Annotated in this window: 18 protein-coding genes; 1 reads left to right on the top strand and 17 read right to left on the bottom strand. The window is 45.2% G+C overall.

Annotated features, from left to right (window positions below):
* Positions 1–2 precede the first annotated feature (2 nt).
* The 17 genes from NL645_RS19340 to NL645_RS19260 form a co-directional block, all read right to left on the bottom strand.
* Entirely contained in the window at positions 3–437 is a 435-nt protein-coding gene (locus NL645_RS19340; protein ID WP_253652244.1) for an MSHA biogenesis protein MshP, read from the bottom strand.
* Positions 427–1,137, bottom strand: coding sequence for a PilW family protein (locus NL645_RS19335; protein WP_253652243.1), 711 nt, complete (start codon positions 1,135–1,137; stop codon positions 427–429). Before NL645_RS19335 ends, NL645_RS19340 begins: the two co-directional genes overlap by 11 nt.
* Positions 1,137–1,718 (bottom strand): prepilin-type N-terminal cleavage/methylation domain-containing protein, encoded by a 582-nt coding sequence (locus tag NL645_RS19330; RefSeq protein ID WP_253652242.1) that lies wholly within the window; start codon positions 1,716–1,718, stop codon positions 1,137–1,139. Before NL645_RS19330 ends, NL645_RS19335 begins: the two co-directional genes overlap by 1 nt.
* Positions 1,715–2,263 carry a type II secretion system protein gene (locus NL645_RS19325; RefSeq protein WP_253652241.1) on the bottom strand — a complete coding sequence of 183 codons (549 nt, stop codon included), beginning with the start codon at positions 2,261–2,263 and terminating at the stop codon, positions 1,715–1,717. The genes NL645_RS19330 and NL645_RS19325 overlap by 4 nt, the downstream gene beginning before the upstream one ends.
* Before the next feature lie 115 nt (positions 2,264–2,378).
* Positions 2,379–2,612 (bottom strand): type II secretion system protein, encoded by a 234-nt coding sequence (locus NL645_RS19320; protein WP_005388453.1) that lies wholly within the window; start codon positions 2,610–2,612, stop codon positions 2,379–2,381.
* Between the two features lie 63 nt (positions 2,613–2,675).
* Positions 2,676–3,179, bottom strand: a complete 504-nt coding sequence (locus NL645_RS19315) for a type II secretion system protein (RefSeq protein WP_253652240.1) — start codon at positions 3,177–3,179, stop codon at positions 2,676–2,678.
* A 291-nt stretch (positions 3,180–3,470) separates the two neighbouring features.
* Positions 3,471–3,932: an MSHA biogenesis protein MshF gene (locus NL645_RS19310; RefSeq protein ID WP_253652239.1), complete on the bottom strand. Its 462-nt coding sequence runs from the start codon at positions 3,930–3,932 to the stop codon at positions 3,471–3,473.
* 3 nt (positions 3,933–3,935) lie between these two features.
* Complete coding sequence (locus NL645_RS19305) at positions 3,936–5,159, bottom strand: type II secretion system F family protein (RefSeq protein ID WP_253652238.1); 1,224 nt, start codon at positions 5,157–5,159, stop codon at positions 3,936–3,938.
* Positions 5,160–5,167: 8 nt separating this feature from the next.
* The gene (locus NL645_RS19300) at positions 5,168–6,892 is read right to left on the bottom strand and encodes a GspE/PulE family protein (RefSeq protein ID WP_253652237.1); all 1,725 of its coding nucleotides are present in this window, start codon (positions 6,890–6,892) and stop codon (positions 5,168–5,170) included.
* Positions 6,889–7,983: a lipopolysaccharide assembly protein LapB gene (locus NL645_RS19295; RefSeq protein WP_012841371.1), complete on the bottom strand. Its 1,095-nt coding sequence runs from the start codon at positions 7,981–7,983 to the stop codon at positions 6,889–6,891. The genes NL645_RS19300 and NL645_RS19295 overlap by 4 nt, the downstream gene beginning before the upstream one ends.
* Complete coding sequence (locus NL645_RS19290) at positions 7,980–8,825, bottom strand: ExeA family protein (protein WP_253652236.1); 846 nt, start codon at positions 8,823–8,825, stop codon at positions 7,980–7,982. The genes NL645_RS19295 and NL645_RS19290 overlap by 4 nt, the downstream gene beginning before the upstream one ends.
* Before the next feature lie 44 nt (positions 8,826–8,869).
* A complete protein-coding gene (gene mshL, locus NL645_RS19285) occupies positions 8,870–10,513 on the bottom strand; it encodes a pilus (MSHA type) biogenesis protein MshL (protein WP_046873589.1) in 1,644 nt (547 codons plus the stop codon).
* 20 nt (positions 10,514–10,533) lie between these two features.
* Positions 10,534–10,860 (bottom strand): MSHA biogenesis protein MshK, encoded by a 327-nt coding sequence (locus tag NL645_RS19280; RefSeq protein ID WP_253652235.1) that lies wholly within the window; start codon positions 10,858–10,860, stop codon positions 10,534–10,536.
* The gene (gene gspM, locus NL645_RS19275) at positions 10,853–11,503 is read right to left on the bottom strand and encodes a type II secretion system protein GspM (protein ID WP_134648137.1); all 651 of its coding nucleotides are present in this window, start codon (positions 11,501–11,503) and stop codon (positions 10,853–10,855) included. The genes NL645_RS19280 and gspM overlap by 8 nt, the downstream gene beginning before the upstream one ends.
* Complete coding sequence (locus NL645_RS19270) at positions 11,500–12,945, bottom strand: MSHA biogenesis protein MshI (RefSeq protein ID WP_150919511.1); 1,446 nt, start codon at positions 12,943–12,945, stop codon at positions 11,500–11,502. The genes gspM and NL645_RS19270 overlap by 4 nt, the downstream gene beginning before the upstream one ends.
* An 11-nt stretch (positions 12,946–12,956) precedes the next feature.
* On the bottom strand, positions 12,957–14,966 hold the full coding sequence (gene csrD / locus NL645_RS19265) for an RNase E specificity factor CsrD (protein ID WP_253652234.1): 2,010 nt from the start codon (positions 14,964–14,966) through the stop codon (positions 12,957–12,959).
* Between the two features lie 242 nt (positions 14,967–15,208).
* Positions 15,209–15,742 (bottom strand): single-stranded DNA-binding protein, encoded by a 534-nt coding sequence (locus tag NL645_RS19260; protein ID WP_005397416.1) that lies wholly within the window; start codon positions 15,740–15,742, stop codon positions 15,209–15,211.
* Between the two features lie 277 nt (positions 15,743–16,019).
* Between NL645_RS19260 and NL645_RS19255 the strand changes: the two genes are divergently transcribed.
* The gene (locus NL645_RS19255; protein WP_005397417.1) at positions 16,020–16,664 is read left to right on the top strand and encodes a LuxR C-terminal-related transcriptional regulator; all 645 of its coding nucleotides are present in this window, start codon (positions 16,020–16,022) and stop codon (positions 16,662–16,664) included.
* Positions 16,665–16,723: the final 59 nt, after the last annotated feature.

Below are 16,723 nucleotides of genomic sequence, written 5' to 3'. Positions count from 1 at the left end.
TTCTACTCCCTAACCCAAACTTCTTGCTGACGCTGTACTTGAGACAGTCCAGAACCACAAATGGCGGTTGCTTGCACTCTAAATAAAGACTGTGCCTCTGAGGTTCCCTCATCCAGAACCCCCAACTTTAAACAACTCATCTTATTAATCCTACATGCCGTATTCTGTGTAACATTAGGGGTTGCACCACTGACCTCATTCAAACAAATATCTGCGATATCAGGATCATCATCATTAAGCGGGTACAACTGTGTCAGCGCCCATTCGTTGGCTGATTGAGCAACAAACCAAGCTTTTGTGCCTAAAAACTCTCGGGTTAGCCCACTTTGATTTGACCAACTTATTCTCATAAGAGAGGCGGCTAAATACCCCATCACGATAATGACAAAAAGCACCACGATAAGAACATTACCTTGCTGATTTTGTTTACGGAACATTGAGCACCTGCACGTCTTGCTGATACACACTACGCTCCCCATCCTGTAAAAACTCTAAGTTAATATGTACTAGTCCACCACGTTGTAGAGTTGGCTCAACATAACGCATGTAACTCGCTGAGGCATCAATACTATCCGTGACAATGACATTATTACGAAGTACTCGGCCGTTATCGAAGCAATAACGGACTTCAGTGCTGGATTGGTAGATGTAATGGCGCCCCGAAACCGATGTCGCACCTATTGTACTGGCAGCACCACTGACGACAAATGCCTCTTTGGTTTTGGTTAAACCACTAATATCAATACTTTGGGAAGACGAGTGAAGATCCTCATAGCGGCTAGGGTTAATCACCATCCGATTCTTCTCTGGAATGGACTCAAGATCAGGATCATTACCGACTAAAAATTCAATATCGTTCGCCGTAAATACATAAAAGCCAGAATATTTAATGGGTACAAACTCCAAACAATTGCTTGTCCCAGCTGGCTCATGAAAACTATTTGGCACGGCATGACGAATTTCACGGGACATTTTCTCGATCACAAACTGTGCCTCTGTCTGCACTCGCTGACGGTCAATGCTGTCTGCGTACCCTTTTATCCCTAGTTTAATATAACCGGCAATACCCAACATGATGATACTACCTATAACTATCGTAACGACCATCTCAATTAAAGTGAAACCACGATCTTTCATCAGTAGTTCCCCTTAAGAGCTGTTAAAGTAAGGGGCTGCGTGTTCCCCGCAAAAATCCGTAATGTTACTTTTTTGAATTCGGTTATTTCATCGGGAGCTTTATCCGTCAGATCATCATAGGCAACGCTAATTTCTAATCTAAAGTTTTTGTACTGCTCAGTACTGTCCGCACCAAGTACATCACTAATATTCCCTCTAGGGATACCATCACACTGAGAAGCCGTTGTAGATGTGCTCCAACACCCAATATAGTCATCGACATCATTGAAATCACTAGGCGTTGTTTCCAAGGAACCGTCTAGTTTTTTATCCGCACCTAATTTATTTACGTCAGTGCAGCTCACTCCATTCTCACCACACCGAACGGTGCCACCATCAAAGTTGCTATTTTCATCGAAGCCTCGCGCCAATATCTGTGACATAAAACCTTGGCCTAATGCAGCGGCACGAGTTTGATAATGAGGGATGGCGGAATCTCGAATTTGAGGGACAAGAAAAGAAGTAAACGCCACCATCGCAATGCCCATTAAAACAATCGCGATGATCATTTCTATTAACGTCATGCCACTAGATTTCTTCATGAGCATGTACCTTTAGAAACATAACCTTGAGAATTAATTTCAACTTGGCAGCGGCTTCGACCATGTTTATCTTCAATCAGGATTGAAACCCCACCACTCGCTGAGTTTATTGGATTACCCAATAAATCAAACTCGATTGGATTAGTTACAGCATTGGTCAGTGAAAACTTTGCGGATTTATCAACAACTATGTCACTACGAGTGTCTCTTTCCTTGCTAGCCAGGCCGCATGCAGCACTAGACCCTATGCAAGTACTCGTAATCGACAAACAAAAGTTAGTGTAGCTAGAGTCCTCTCCAGCTTTATAGCTACTAGGTAGGCACCTTTCAGGATAAGACTTGTTTGGGATGCTGATATTCGACTGCATACGATTCACCTGTACTTGGCGAATCACAGAAATCACGCGTTCTTGTAATGCATATGCAGAGAAACTGCTAGAGCCCATAAAACGGCTGGCTGCAAAAAGTGAAAGGATAGAGAGGAGAACAATCACGAGGATTAACTCCATTAAAGTGAACCCTAATGCAGAGCTGCGAATTTTCATAACCCAACCTTAGGCTTAGAACAAGCGAAATAAGTATACGATGAAATTATGAGATTAATGATAGGTTTATAATTTTTCGATTCGAAATGTGAACAGACGAACAAATAACCAATATCTAGTTATTTTGCCCTTTTGAACGGCCAATCTCTTCTTCTATTCGATCGTAAGTTTCTTTGTTGCTTAGCGTCTCAGAAACATGCTCAGCGGTTTGCTTAGTTTGCTCCCACTTCGCTTCGTAAGTTTCTGGTTCAAAGCTGATAAATCTTGGCAATACCACATAACCGATCACACCCAAGATAATCAGCACAACCACAAACTCTATTGCACTAAGACCCGATGATTTACGCATATGAACTATTCCGAGATTAATCAAAATAAAGAGATAAAGGCCAGACTAGCTGGCCTTCTTCATCTATTGCGTACAGTGATCATCATTTTCTGTTAGCTCTGCTTTACCCGCAGTATTTTCATTTTCAGCTCCGTAGTACACAACACATGCTTTCGTGTAACCTGCAATGCCCACGGCAGCAGCAGACACTGCTTTACCACCATTTGATGGAGTGTAGCTATCGATAGCTTTAATAAACTCAAAATCTTCATTTGAGCCTTTATCACCTAGACCTTCAACCATTCTCGTTAAGTTATCTACAGTTGGTGTCGGGTAGCCGTTTGAAGTATCAACATTACCACCAGCGGCACTTACAGGGCCAGATGACGATTCAATACCTTCAATAGCAGCTTTACCATAAATAATACCAGACGCGCCATTAATCGCACCAGCAAGCCCTTCTAAAGTTGCGTTGCGAGCATCATCTTGCAGGTTAAGGAAACGTGGTGCTGCAGTGACCGCTAGAATACCTAGGATTACAATTACCACTACCAATTCGATAAGGGTGAAACCACCTTGTCTTTTCATTGTTTACTCTCTCTATGTAAGCATGCAGTACAACTGCAAAGTTTCGTTTAGGTCACGCGACCATTTTGGATATTGTCAAAACGGTTTGGGGCAGCAACGTTCACTAAAACTGACCGTGAAGTGGATACTGTATCTACCGCTTGAGCAGAATGACGATTCGCCATTATTCAGTTCATGCTGCAATGAGAAAAACACATTATTGTTTACCCTCTATTACAGCGTCTTACTTATGGTAATGATTGCATTATACCGACTTTCATTACCAATTATAGTGATTAGGTGTCAAAAAATTCACTCCGCCGACATTTCGACGTCTATTTTCAGTTGATTAGCTGTTGAAATAACTACAATCGACTGACCATTTTCATAAGTATAGTCACAGACATAACGATCAGTTTTGATGGCTCCACTGATATCTATTAACTTATTGGTCATTATTTTACGTTGTGGATAATGCACTGCTAGCCAATAACCACAATCTAAAACACCTTGTTGAGTAAAGGGAGATACTAGCCCGCCCTCAGTCATGGTGAGGTTAAAACCATCCATCAGCATATGTTCTGGCTCGCCTTTTACGAGCCAAGCTTGACGATAACGCTGAACACTATCTTGCATCCAAACTCTCGCCAACTTCGCTCCAGTAACTTGCGCCTGCTCGGCAACAGGACGTAATTTGACCGCCAAGCCAACAGCAATGATGGTAGCAATTACCCCAAAAACGATTAGCGTCGCTCGACTTTGATTTTCAACCACCTATTAGCCGCCTTTGATGATGTCTAGCATTCCCCACATTGGCAGGAAGATACCCAGTGCCAGCACCATGACCATGCCTGCGACAATCACCAAAAGTAGCGGTTCTATTCTTGCGGTCAGTGTTTTTAGATCGTAATCAACTTCTCTATCGTAAAAATCCGACACTTCCAGCAGCAGCTCATCAATACGACCAGTTTCTTCCCCTACTGCAATCATCTGAATCACCAAAGGGGTAAAGATTTTACTGTTGATAGCGGTAACCGAGATGGTGCTACCCGCTTCAATCGCGGATTTCATCTCAAGAATTCGATTTTCTAAAAAGCGGTTCCCCAGGGCTTCCCCGGCTAAAGCTAAAGACTGGTTAAGTGGAACGCCTGACTTAAGCATCAACGAGAAGGTTCTGGCAAAACGGGAAAGCTGCGCGCGATTAACGATATCGCCCACAATTGGAAGCCGAAGCCGAAACTTATCGAACTTTTCCCGACCATCAGCCGTCGCCACCCAGGCTCTGAAAACCGCAAACGCGCCAATCATTACCACAATCAACAACACCCAATAATTAACAAAGAAATTAGAAGTAGCGATCAAAATACGCGTCGGCAGTGGTAACTCAACACCAAAGCGCGTAAACATCGATGCAAACTCAGGGATCACCAAGATGTTCAATATAAACATGGCGATGGTAATAAAGATAATCACAAACGTCGGATAACGCATCGCCGCTTTGATACGTTTGCGAGTCTCGAGTTCCTGCTCGTAGTAATTCGCCAGTTGCAATAGTGCTTGATCGAGTCGACCCGTATTCTCACCTACGTTGATCATAGAAACGAACAGTGGGCTGAATACTTTGCTGTGTTGCTGCATCGCAGAAGACAAACCTCGGCCATTACTCAGTTCAGAAACGACATCTTCCAGTGCCTCTTTGAGCTGTTTGTTTTCACAATTTTGCAGCAGGCCACGCATAGAACGCAGCAACGGTACGCCCGCTTTAGTTAAGCTAAACAACTGGCGAGAGAAAAGAATGATCACTTCCAATGGAATGGCTGGCACAAATAGCTTAGACAAGCTCATTTGGCTTTTTGCCGACTCTTTCTCTAACCGCACATTGAGCGGGATGATCCCTTTGTTCATCAACGCTTCCGCTGCAGCTTCTGAGTTCACTGCCTCGATTTTGCCGTTAGTGGATGAGCCGTCTAGAGTACGACCTTGATAACGAAAAGTTGGCATTCACTTACCTATATGAAAATGGGTTCATTCTTACCAGAAGCGTCACCTTCACCTAGGGTCATCACTTCATCCAAGCTGACGGTGCCTTGCAGCGCCAGTTCCATCGCCGAGGCAAGCAGCGGCTTATAGTTTTCTGAGCGACGCGCGGCTTGGGCAAAGCCAACCGCATCATTGGCGCGCAATTTATCCATCATTTCTTGCTCAAGTTCGAGCATTTCAAACACACCAATTCGGCCTCGATAGCCAGTCAAGTTACAGTTTTGACAGCCTGCACCTTTATAAAAAGTGGTGCCCACTTGGTTTGGAAAACGCCCAGCTAGCCACTGTTGGCGTGACTCGTCTAGATGGTCTTCTGTTTTGCAATCTGGACAAACACGGCGAACAAGACGCTGCGCCACCACGGCTCTGACCGCACTGGCAACCAAGTAACCCGGTGCGCCCATATCAATCATGCGTAAGGCACTGTCAACCGCGTCGTTAGTGTGAAGAGTGCTCAATACTAAGTGACCCGTTAGTGCAGCTCGCAGACCAATTTCTACCGTCTCTTGGTCACGCATCTCACCGACGAGAATAATGTCCGGGTCTTGACGTAAAAAGGTTCGAAGCACACGCGAGAAAGTCAGATCGATCTTACTGTTTACCTGTACCTGAGTGATGCGAGGCAGACGGTATTCGACCGGATCCTCTGCTGTAATGATCTTTTTCCCTGGCTCGTTGAGCTCACTTAATGCGCCGTAAAGCGTGGTGGTTTTACCTGAACCTGTCGGCCCCGTCACCAAGATCATGCCGTGCGGACGAGCCAACTGTCGACGTAAACGAGCAAGCAAATCTGGCGGCAAACCTGACTCTTCTAATGGACGCAAACCAGCAGACTGGTTAAGCAGACGCATGACTACGGACTCCCCGTATTGCGTTGGTAGCGTCGACATACGAATATCGATTGATTGACCACGCACTTTGATATTGAATCGGCCATCTTGCGGCAAGCGCTTCTCAGAGATGTCTAGGTGCGCCATCAACTTCAATCGAAGAACCAAAGCCGATGCGATATTCACTTCATTCAGGATGGTTTCATGCAGTACACCATCAATACGCTGACGTAAGCGCAAAATCTGATCGTCTGGCTCAATATGAATATCCGATGCCCCGACTTGTACCGCATCTTCAAACATGGAATTAACCAGCTTTACAACGGTAACTTCCTCACTGTCGGTTCCATCAATACCGTAATCGAAGCTTTGCTCGTCTTTATGCTCTTCATGCAACTGTTCCGCGAAAGAAGCGATCTCTTTAGTGCGGCGATAATAGCGGTCAAAGCTTGAAATGAGTTGGCGCTCTGAAGCCACAATGAACTCAAGGTTGTATTCACCTAGCAAATTCATCAGTGACTCTTGGATGAACAAATCTGCAGGGTCACTCATAGCAACGCGCAACGTGTCCCCATTTCGAGCAACGACCATCGCACGTAAGCGACGTGCGTGTACCTCTGGTAGAATCTGTACCGCTTCCGCATCCACAGGGGCACGACCAAGATCGATCAATGGCAAACCAAGTTGTTGGGACAAGAAGTCCAACATTTGCTTCTCAGTAATAAAGCCGAGATCAATTAACGCATCGCCTAGCTTCTGCCCGGTACTACGTTGTGCGTTTAGTGCTTGCTGGATTTGCTCTTCAGAGACGATGCCTTCTTCAACCAGAAGATCGCCTAAGCGTTTTCTCAACTGAATTTTCATTGTGCATTCTCCAGCTGTTTCAAGATGCTCAAACGGTCGCGGATAAACGCTTGCGATTGATTCGAAATGCCAACTTTACCCAGAGCTTGGTTGTAAGAGTTGATCGCGGCGGTAAACGTCAGCGCGCGCTCTTGTTGAATCGCTAAACCTAGCCACCAGCGCGCATTTTCCGGCTCACGTTGAGTAAGGAGTTGATAACTCTCAAGCGCAATATCATTCTGCTTGTGTTTTTGTGCCAATGCCGCACGCATCGCCAAGTAATCTCGACTTGGTATTGGAGGCAAATGCACAAGCGGACTCAGCGCCGCTTCAGGTTGATTAGCTTTCACTAACAACTTAGACAAGGCCAAACGAAGTACTTGGTTGTTCGTGTCAAGGTTGATCCCTTCTTGGATAATCTCATACGCTTTACGCGTGTCGCCTTTGCCAAAGTACAACGCCGATAATTTTTGACGCGTGTCTGCATTCATTGGCTCATAACGTAACGCCTCAGCATAAGCCGACAACGCCGTTTGCATATCGTTAGCATCCAGTGCTTTTTCCGCTCGGCTAACCGCTTTAAGAGATAACTGGCGGTGCGTCAGCTCAACCTGCTCAATACGCATTGAACTGTTTTCTGCTGTCGTGCGGGTTACGTGATTAGATTGCTCATCGCTTGGCATCGTTGCCACTTGCGCGAGTAGCACTGCATCTTCAGAGACCGCATTTACCTCCGCTCTTGGCGTGAACCTATCAGTCTCAGGCATATGAAGCTGTTGCGCAGCCGGTTGTGTCACTGGCTTCGTGTAAACCACATGGGCTGTCTCGGGCGTCATTTTACTCGTTGGCGAATGAGTACGCTCTGATGATGTGATTGACGAAGCATTCACTGACGACAATGGCATGGTTTCTGTTTGAGCAGATGAAAGCTCGCCTGAAGGGATAGGACCGCGAGAGACCGCCCAGCCGCCCACCGCAAGGCTTAACGAGAAACCAGCAACGAGCCAAAGCCAAGGTTTACTGCGTGAAACGTTGGGAATGTCCGCACGAGTAAGCTCTGACGGTGATGTTTTTTCAGCGAGTTCTGATAATGCTTTATTGATGGCACTCAAGGTTGACTCCATCCCCAAAATACGGGTGTTTTAAACTTAGGTTTACGGGCATCAAACGTATCGTGCATAGCTGCGTAAACGTGATGATTTTTTAATAGTGTGCAACGATCATTAAATGCCGCAAGCAACGACTTGTGGCTAATTTGGTTGATCAAACGTGGAATCCCCATGGATGAACGCCAAATCGCTTTTTTCTGCTCAATAGAAAAAATGTGCGCTCCATTGCCTGCCTTGTCTAAACGATTATTGATGTAAGCCACGCCTTCATCGATAGAAAGAGGACGCAGCTGACAACTAAACGTAATACGTTGACGAAACTGCCTTAGCTCGTGGCTGGCTAACCGCTCATCCAACTCAGGTTGTCCGAATAACACCAGTTGAATGAGTTTATCTTGTTCCGTTTCTAGGTTACCGAACAGACGCAATGTTTCTAAAGCTTGTGGAGAAAGAGCTTGCGCTTCATCGACGATCAAGACGGTTTTCTTTCCCGCAGAATGCACTTGAATCAGGTGTTCTTGAATGAGAGAAACAATACGTAGCGGGTCATCGTTCTTGATGCCTAACTCTCTGGCGACAGCAAACTGCAACTGCTCGCCATTCAAAACTGGATTGGGTAAGTAAATCAGCTCGACTTCAGATTCAATCTGCTCAATTAACTTACGACACACCATGGTTTTTCCGGTGCCGACTTCTCCCGTCACCTTAATCACCCCTTCTCCCATTTGCACAGCGGCTAAAATGGTTTGGATCGCCTCATAGTGAGGGACTAACCCCAAGAACATTTCTGTGTTTGGGGTTAGCGAAAAAGGCTGAACTCGAAATCCAAAATGTGACAAGTACATACTCGAATCACAAACTCATTGAAAAACGGAAGCTTTCCCCGCGCTTATTGCGCATCTGGGAACCACTCTTGCAGCAGATCACGAGAGCGCTCTAGCTCTTTCTGCCAAGAGTTCACACCAACTACGGTCGGTTTTAGCAAGATGACCAATTCTGTTTTCTCAGTCACGTTATTTACGTTGCGGAACAAATGCCCCAATGCGGGCACATCGCCCAAGAATGGGACTTTAGAAACAAGCTCACGATTTTGCTGTTTCATCAAACCGCCGATAACCACAACATCGCCATCTTTAGCACGAATAACCGAGTCTGATTCACGAATAGAGCTTTTTGCCAATGGCAATTGGATGTTTTGGAACTCACCGCCCAAGTTCAATTTCTTCACTTCTTCCGAGACTTCAATAACCGCAGGGTGAACATGCAGGAACACATTGCCTTTGTTATCAATTTGCGGAGTCACATCGAGAGAGATACCTGAGAAGAATGGTGTCAATTCCACTTCTGGGACGGCATTTGAATTTTCACCGTTGCCTGCATTGCTCGATAGCTCGGTAACAAAGTACTCATCGGTACCCACTTTGATGACCGACTTTTGGTTGTTGGCAGCGGTAATACGAGGGCTCGAAAGAACGTTCAAGTCACCTTGTGTAGACATAAAACTCAACACAGCATTGAAGTTGCCATCAGAGATAGTCACGTTGGTTTGGCCGCCCAATAGCGTGCCAATCGCATCCAACGGTGGTAATGCCGACGCAGGGCGGTTCACTACGACACTACCCGAGTTACCAATTGACGCCGATAAGTTCGACCAGTTGATGCCTTGTTGGTAGCCATCATTCAACGTCACTTCTAGAATTTTAGCTTCAAGAATGACCTGACGCTGCATGCGCTCCTGCGATACACCTAAGAACTCACGGACTTCTCGAATATCATCTGGAAACGCTCGAACCGTAATCACTCCTGCTTGAGGTGTTACGACAACGCTTTGTCCTTTGCCTGAACCAATTAGATTCGCAACGGCTTGCTGCAGCATCGGCCAGAAGTCACTTTCAGTGATGGTTTCGATGCGCGTACCGCCCGTAGAGGTCGTTGAGCTATCGCCGCTGTTACTTCCATTGTCAGAGTCTGATGAGTCAGAACTGTCTGAGCTACCGCCAGAATTAGACGTACCAGCCGAGGTCACTGAGCCCGTGACAATGCTCGTCAATGATCGACCAGAGCGTTTGAACTGGAGGTAATCAACAGGAATGGTTACCGTACGCATACCAGCAGGGTAGATTTGAATAACTTTGCCAGACTTCACCACATCATAGCCATACATGTTCTGTACAACGCTCAGGACTTCATCCAACGTAACATCTGACAAGTTGACGGTGATATTACCTTGTACCGCAGGATGAATCGCCACGCTGTACTCAGTACCTTTGACTAGCGAGGCAAAAAAGCTTCGTGCATCGACCGCATTCGCTTGAATACGGAAACGCTTCGAGGTGCCTTGCTCTGAAGCAACATTCGAGTCTAAGTTAGGCATCAGGTCCGCTTCGACAGAAGAAGGAATTTCTTCTAACGTGCGGCTGTTCGCTTGATTGATAGATTCATTGAGCGCTTCTTTGACTTCCACTGGGTCACGGTGACCCATTGAACATCCCATTAAAGAAGCAATCGTTATTCCTACAACTAATTTGCGCATATCTGATCAGGCTCTGGTTATTATTTTTTTACGTTTAAACCAAAAAGCTCTAGGTCCCACTGACGGTTACCACGCTTTAAAGTTACAAATTCACTATTAATGCTCGCGACGCGATAACCCTTAAATAGCTCGCCTTTTTCAACAAGCTTGTTATCCATAATCGCGACACAAGCAGTACTTGGCTTACACACAATACTGTTGAGCGTAGGCAGTCGGTACTGTTTTGGTTTCGTTGACGTTTCAACCGCAGGCTTTTCCCAGCCAAGTGGTGCCGTTGGATCTTGGTTCGCCCAAGCGGTTCCTGCCGCAGCCATGACAAGCAATGAGATGATGAGTTTTTTAACCACCAATAAACTCCTCTCGAGATCCTAGTGTGTAGACTTCCAACACAAGCTTCGCTTTCGGGTACTCTTCGACTTTGTAACTAAAGCTGCGCCAATAATAACTGGCAGGAAGGCTCTCCAACTTATTTAGATAATTGGCAATAGAAAAGTAGTCGCCAGTCAGCTCCATGCGTACAGGGTGCACGTAGTAACCAGAGTATTGCGATGCTTCTTTATCTTCCGTAATTGGCTCAGATGGCAAAGTTTGCAAAGACAAAAGGTGAATGCCACTTTGCTGCTCTAATACATTTTCCAGCAGCTCAGCCATTTGCGAAGGTGTAATAAGGTGTTCGATGATCTCCGCTAGCTGCATCGAAAGGTGCTGACTTTCTGTTAGCAGGTTAGATATCGCGAGATCAATCTCAGCGTTTGGATCTTTCTTCAGCTGCGCTTGAATACGTAGCGTGTCGATTTCAATCTTTTGATTGGCTTGCTTTAAATTGCTTAGTTGCCTCTCATTACTGATGATCTCGTTAAGCTTTGGTTCCAGTACCAGCGTAAAAAGCAACATGATCACGACAACTAAACCACACAGCGCGATAAGCACTTTTTCACGCGCGCTCATTTCGCCAAAGCGCTCTTCTAATGAGATCCAGAATTCGTTCATTTCTCTTTATCCTCGCGCGTTTTTAGTTCAAACGTCACAATATCCTTATCATTTCGGCCAATTTTGACGTCGTCAAATGTCCGGCCAACCAAGCTAATTTCATTTTTAAATTGGTTAACCCAACTTGGTACTGAGCTCGGCTTTTTCGCCAGTCCCTTCAGATCTAAGGTATGGTTATTGATTCGAATTTCGGACAAAGAAATTTCTTGGTTTCCTAGCTTAGCTAATGATTGCATCACGCCAGAGTAACCCGTGCGCTGCGAGTCATCGTATTTCCCGACGGCTTTAAGTGAGTCTCGCTTCGCCTTGACTTCACGCTCTAAGCGGGCTTTAGCTGCCAGCTTATTATTGTCGGGTTGATGCTTACGTAGCTTGACTTGATAGCGTTCAAGCTCTGACTTCATGATATCGCCTTTGCTTTTTACAATAGCAATTTCATCTTCTAAACCACTGCTCTGCCAAGTCACATAGCCGTAAGAGAGTAGAATGGCCGCAGCCGCGACACCCCAAGATAACGTGATATTTCTTAGTGTCAGGAGCTCTTTTTTCGGCTTTAAGTAATCAGGGTATAAGTTAACGCGTCGAGTATTAGAAGCCGCAGCGGCATCTGCTAAAACGTGTCCTGATAACTCATGTTCTGGTGGTAATAACGGAGAAACTTTAGTGCTTAAACGGTAGTTCAGAGACTGAACAAGCTCACTCTCATCCTCCTCATCACAACACACTTTCAATTGATGCAGCTGCACATGGCGCAACTGAGAAGAAAGATAATCAATCGAACGTTGCAGTTCTAACGAGAGGCTATCCATCTGTAACTCGCTAGACGGAACCCCCGTTAACGGTGGCGTCACACTGCGAATCGAACGATGGAACGCGATAGTATTTTCGACAAAAGCGCTAATACGGAAGTGACCACGCACACTGCGTTGTAATAATAGGAAGTTACCTAGTTCACCTGCGGTCTCTCCCCAAATGTCGTCTTCAGGAAGAATAGCTTCTAATGGCAACTGGGCGCGACTGGCCAGTAACACGATCTTATCCAACATTTTTCGTGATAAGACGTAAGCTTGCACTTTGGTTGAATTGGGTAGCTCTACCGCATCTGCAATGATGTCAACGGCACGCTCAGAGATCAGTTCTTTCAACAAAAACGGTAATGCTGCAGGCCATTCTTGGCGCGGCATGACAGGTTTGTCGATTTGATACATCTGATAATAGTTATGAGAAAGGACAACCGTTAGAGAATCATACGCACTCGCAGCAACGCTCAATGCTTGCTCTACGGCTTTCTCCCAATTGGATTCAGAAATATCAAATTGGTATGGGCGGCCACTTTTTATTGAAGATGATAAATAAACGGCGTCTGGCTGAATAACCAAAAAGCAGGAACGACCACCACCAGATGATCGTTTGAGCTTGTCGAGTAGTGCTTTGAAATCCATGATTATTATCTTTATTTTTTACGCCAGCGATTTCGTCTTCCCAATTTCACTTGGGATTCTGATTGAGAACTTGGCAATGCTTGTGGACGAGGAAGAAACTGCTGCTCTGCAGAGAAGTAGCGCCCTTGCCCACCATAAACCCCGAGTTCAATTAACGTGTTGAGCTCGTTTTGATTCTCAATTCCCACTGCTATGATTTTAGTTTTACTGTTTGCCGCGGCACCTAGCATGCTGCGGACAAATAGCTGGTTCTCATGTCGCTGGTCGATTTTTGCTACTAAACTGCGATGAAGTTTAAGGTAACGAATATCCACTTCTTTTAAATAGTGAGTGCTGACGATGGTTCGTCCAGCCTGCCCAACCATTAAGTGGCACCCTAAACCGGCCAGCATTTTAGCGACTGGTCGCATAAAGTCTAAGTGTCTTACAAATTGTGCTTCAACAAACTCAAAACTGAGACACTTTCTCTGTTCACGTGACAACTGTAAGAGTTCATCACGAAACCATTTAAAGTACTCTCGGTTAGAAAAAGGCGTTACATTCAAATTGAGCGCATACGATCTTGAGTTATCAAAATTATCCTTAAATTCTCTTAAGAATTTATTAATAACTGACTTATCCATTTGCGCTTCATAACCAACCTGTCTGATCGCAGAAATAAACCGAGACGCTTTAACAATACCATTCTCAGGATCGCGAATCCTGCATGTTAACTCTTCATATAATGATTTTTTATGCGTCGCGTCACTTATTGGGTGCACAGATTGTGCGTAGAGTATCACATTTTCTGGTGTAAGTGCTGTGTCAAATAACGTTCTCCACATCACACTTCCGCGAGCTTCTTCATCGTGGTTCCATTTTTTGAAGCGACTCCAATTATTGTTATTTTGTAGTTGCGCACTACGCAAAGCTGTCTCTGCCTCATCGATGATTTGGCTGTGTCGCTCACCCTCTTTATAAGTAGTGATGCCTATATGGCACCAGTTGTCTGGGTCGAGTGGCTCTGGCGGAATTAATTTTTCTAACTGGCGAATGCATTGTGATGCCAAATTAGCCACATCTTTGGCACTTTGATGCGGCAGAAATAACGCAAAATCAGCATCGTAATAACGAGAAAACACAACATCAGGGTATCGCTGAACTAAGTTGGATAATAAACTCCCAACTTCAACAATAAACTCATCCGTAATTTGCTTATCTTGCTCTTCTTCAACCAGTTTCCAGTCTTGAATACGTACTAGCAACACGGCGCCGCGAGCCCCACTTTCTAGTAACGCCGATTCCAGTTTGCTATCAAACAGCACTCGATTGGCTGTACCTGTTAACTTATCAAGGAAGGTTTGAGTTCGAATAAAGGTATCAAATCGGCTTCGCTCTTGACGCGCATCTTGTAACTCTTCAATTAATACATCGAGCGCTTCACTGGCAGTATAAGGCCATTCTTTTTTGTCGCCTTTTGCATACTGCTCTACCCGACCAGCAAGGATCATCCTGCCTCGCTCTTCGAGCATTTCAGAGCCTTCTAATTGCTCCTTAAGCCACGCAACACCGCGCATTAAACAGAAGATGATCAGGATAACGGCAAGCGTGATCGACCAAAGCGCCTGCATTGAGTAGCTGTAACCTAAGTAAGGCGGGATCGCTTTAAAATGAATCGTGTAATCTTGATTGTGAGTCAGTTGGTATTCTGTCTCAAACAAGACTGACGCTTCCATTTGATGAGAAGTATCTTTGAAGCGATAAACAACCGCATTGTTGGTCGACAATGTCATTTCGACAATATTGGAAGCCTGCAGCATTTTCGGCATCCAGCGCTGCATAGAATAAGCAGCGTCAGGATCTTCCATCTCCTTGTCGACCACCTCTACGATCCCTTCTAAATAATGGGTGAGATATTCCTGCCCAAGACGTTTAAAAGAGAGGGTGCCACCGACAAACAAGATAAACATGGCGCAGATGACGATCATGGTGACAAAAGCCACCAGCCGTGTGCTTAACTTAAGAGTTGGGGTATACCTCATGAATACCAAATTCCTTTTTTATTCATCATATACCTTATTGAAATATTTATACTTGATAAGAGTTCATCAAACAATCGGATTCGTCTGATAGTGAGAGGCTGGAGCATAAAGAACATCACACTCATTGATAAGTTTTATTGTTGCGCCTAACCTTGCTGAGATAAGCCTTTGAGATCATTAGATAGTGACAATAAAAAAGACCGCGATATTCGCGGCCTTTTCGATTCAAGCATAAGCAGAATTTAGAACGGGATATCGTCGTCAAAATCCATTGGTGGCTCATTGTACTGCTGCTGTGGTTGCTGCGGAGCCTGCTGTTGTTGCTGTTGCTGAGGCGCATTGTACTGCTGCTGAGCTGGTTGTTGAGGCTGACCCCATCCACCTTGCTGCTGTTGACCGCCCATTGGTGCGCCGCCACCTTGACCACGACCGCCAAGCATTTGCATCACGCCGTTGAAGCCTTGAACAACGACTTCAGTTGAGTAGCGATCTTGACCGCTTTGGTCTTGCCATTTACGAGTTTGCAGTTGGCCTTCAATGTATACTTGAGAACCTTTACGCAAGTACTCACCTGCTACTTCCGCAAGCTTGCCGAACAACACAACACGGTGCCATTCCGTTTTTTCGCGCTGTTCGCCAGTCGCTTTATCACGCCATGAATCAGAAGTCGCAATAGTAATGTTTGCTACTGCACCGCCGTTCGGCATGTAACGAATTTCAGGGTCGTTACCTAGATTCCCCACCAAAATAACTTTGTTAATTCCACGGCTGGCCATGATGTGCTCCGTTTCACTCTGGATATATAAAATTTTAGCGCATTAGAATAGCACGCTTTAATGTTTTGATTAAAGTCTAATACCATTGTGATCTAATGAGTCACCTACTAGAACCCAAATCGCATTTCAACTTACGCCTGTAGCATTTTTGATTCGCGTTGCAGACATCGTTTCGTGAAGCTTTGAATTCGAACGCATTTATTCAGTAAAGCTATGGTTATAACCTCTCTTTAATGCCAACTTATGGCCTTTATTGAACGCTGGGAGATTTGAACACGTGAGAAAGTCGGCTTACGCAAGAAAGCTATTTCTGATCAGTATGGAAGATAATGCGCAAAAAAAGGTGGCGGCACTCGAAAAATACATTGATATGAGCATCCCGGTGATTTCGACCGAAGCACTCATGGAAGCTAAGCCACAGCACCGTAATAAAATCCTACTGATCGACTTCAGTGAACATAAATCACTCGTTCAATCGATCAAAAACTTACCGCTGGTATGGAAGAACTTTGAAACCGTTGTGTTCAATGTCCCTAAAAGGCTGACCACGGATGAGCTTCTTTCATTTGGTCAACTAAAGGGGCTGTTCTATTCCGAAGATACGCTAGAGCAAATTGGAGAAGGATTAAAAGGCATTGTTAACGGTCAAAACTGGCTGCCGCGTAATGTAACCAGTCAACTTTTACACTATTACCGTAACGTCATTAATACTCATACTGCCCCAGCTACGGTAGACCTAACCATTCGCGAGCTGCAAGTACTGCGTTGCTTGCAAGCTGGCGCCTCAAACAGCCAAATGGCCGAGGAATTATTTGTCAGTGAATTCACCATCAAATCGCACTTGTATCAGATATTCAAAAAGCTATCAGTGAAGAATCGCGTTCAGGCTATCGCGTGGGCAGATCAAAACTTAATGTCATGATGCGATGCCGCGACTCTAATGACTGAAATGACGAGTCGCTCATCTTTTTTCCGCACTGA

The organism is Vibrio sp. Y51_MX_L26, from assembly GCF_024181935.1.
In the GTDB taxonomy this organism is placed as follows: Bacteria; Pseudomonadota; Gammaproteobacteria; order Enterobacterales; family Vibrionaceae; genus Vibrio; species Vibrio diabolicus.
The sequence above is the reverse complement of the archived record's forward strand: the minus strand, read 5'-3'. Positions and strand labels throughout refer to the sequence as shown.

Coding starts and splice junctions, on each gene's coding strand:
- NL645_RS19340 (WP_253652244.1), bottom strand. CDS start 437: ATGTTCCGTAAACAAAATCAGCAAGGTAATGTTCTTATCGTGGTGCTT.
- NL645_RS19335 (WP_253652243.1), bottom strand. CDS start 1,137: ATGAAAGATCGTGGTTTCACTTTAATTGAGATGGTCGTTACGATAGTT.
- NL645_RS19330 (WP_253652242.1), bottom strand. CDS start 1,718: ATGAAGAAATCTAGTGGCATGACGTTAATAGAAATGATCATCGCGATT.
- NL645_RS19325 (WP_253652241.1), bottom strand. CDS start 2,263: ATGAAAATTCGCAGCTCTGCATTAGGGTTCACTTTAATGGAGTTAATC.
- NL645_RS19320 (WP_005388453.1), bottom strand. CDS start 2,612: ATGCGTAAATCATCGGGTCTTAGTGCAATAGAGTTTGTGGTTGTGCTG.
- NL645_RS19315 (WP_253652240.1), bottom strand. CDS start 3,179: ATGAAAAGACAAGGTGGTTTCACCCTTATCGAATTGGTAGTGGTAATT.
- NL645_RS19305 (WP_253652238.1), bottom strand. CDS start 5,159: ATGCCAACTTTTCGTTATCAAGGTCGTACTCTAGACGGCTCATCCACT.
- NL645_RS19300 (WP_253652237.1), bottom strand. CDS start 6,892: ATGAAAATTCAGTTGAGAAAACGCTTAGGCGATCTTCTGGTTGAAGAA.
- NL645_RS19290 (WP_253652236.1), bottom strand. CDS start 8,825: ATGTACTTGTCACATTTTGGATTTCGAGTTCAGCCTTTTTCGCTAACC.
- mshL (WP_046873589.1), bottom strand. CDS start 10,513: ATGCGCAAATTAGTTGTAGGAATAACGATTGCTTCTTTAATGGGATGT.
- gspM (WP_134648137.1), bottom strand. CDS start 11,503: ATGAACGAATTCTGGATCTCATTAGAAGAGCGCTTTGGCGAAATGAGC.
- NL645_RS19270 (WP_150919511.1), bottom strand. CDS start 12,945: ATGGATTTCAAAGCACTACTCGACAAGCTCAAACGATCATCTGGTGGT.
- csrD (WP_253652234.1), bottom strand. CDS start 14,966: ATGAGGTATACCCCAACTCTTAAGTTAAGCACACGGCTGGTGGCTTTT.
- NL645_RS19260 (WP_005397416.1), bottom strand. CDS start 15,742: ATGGCCAGCCGTGGAATTAACAAAGTTATTTTGGTGGGGAATCTAGGT.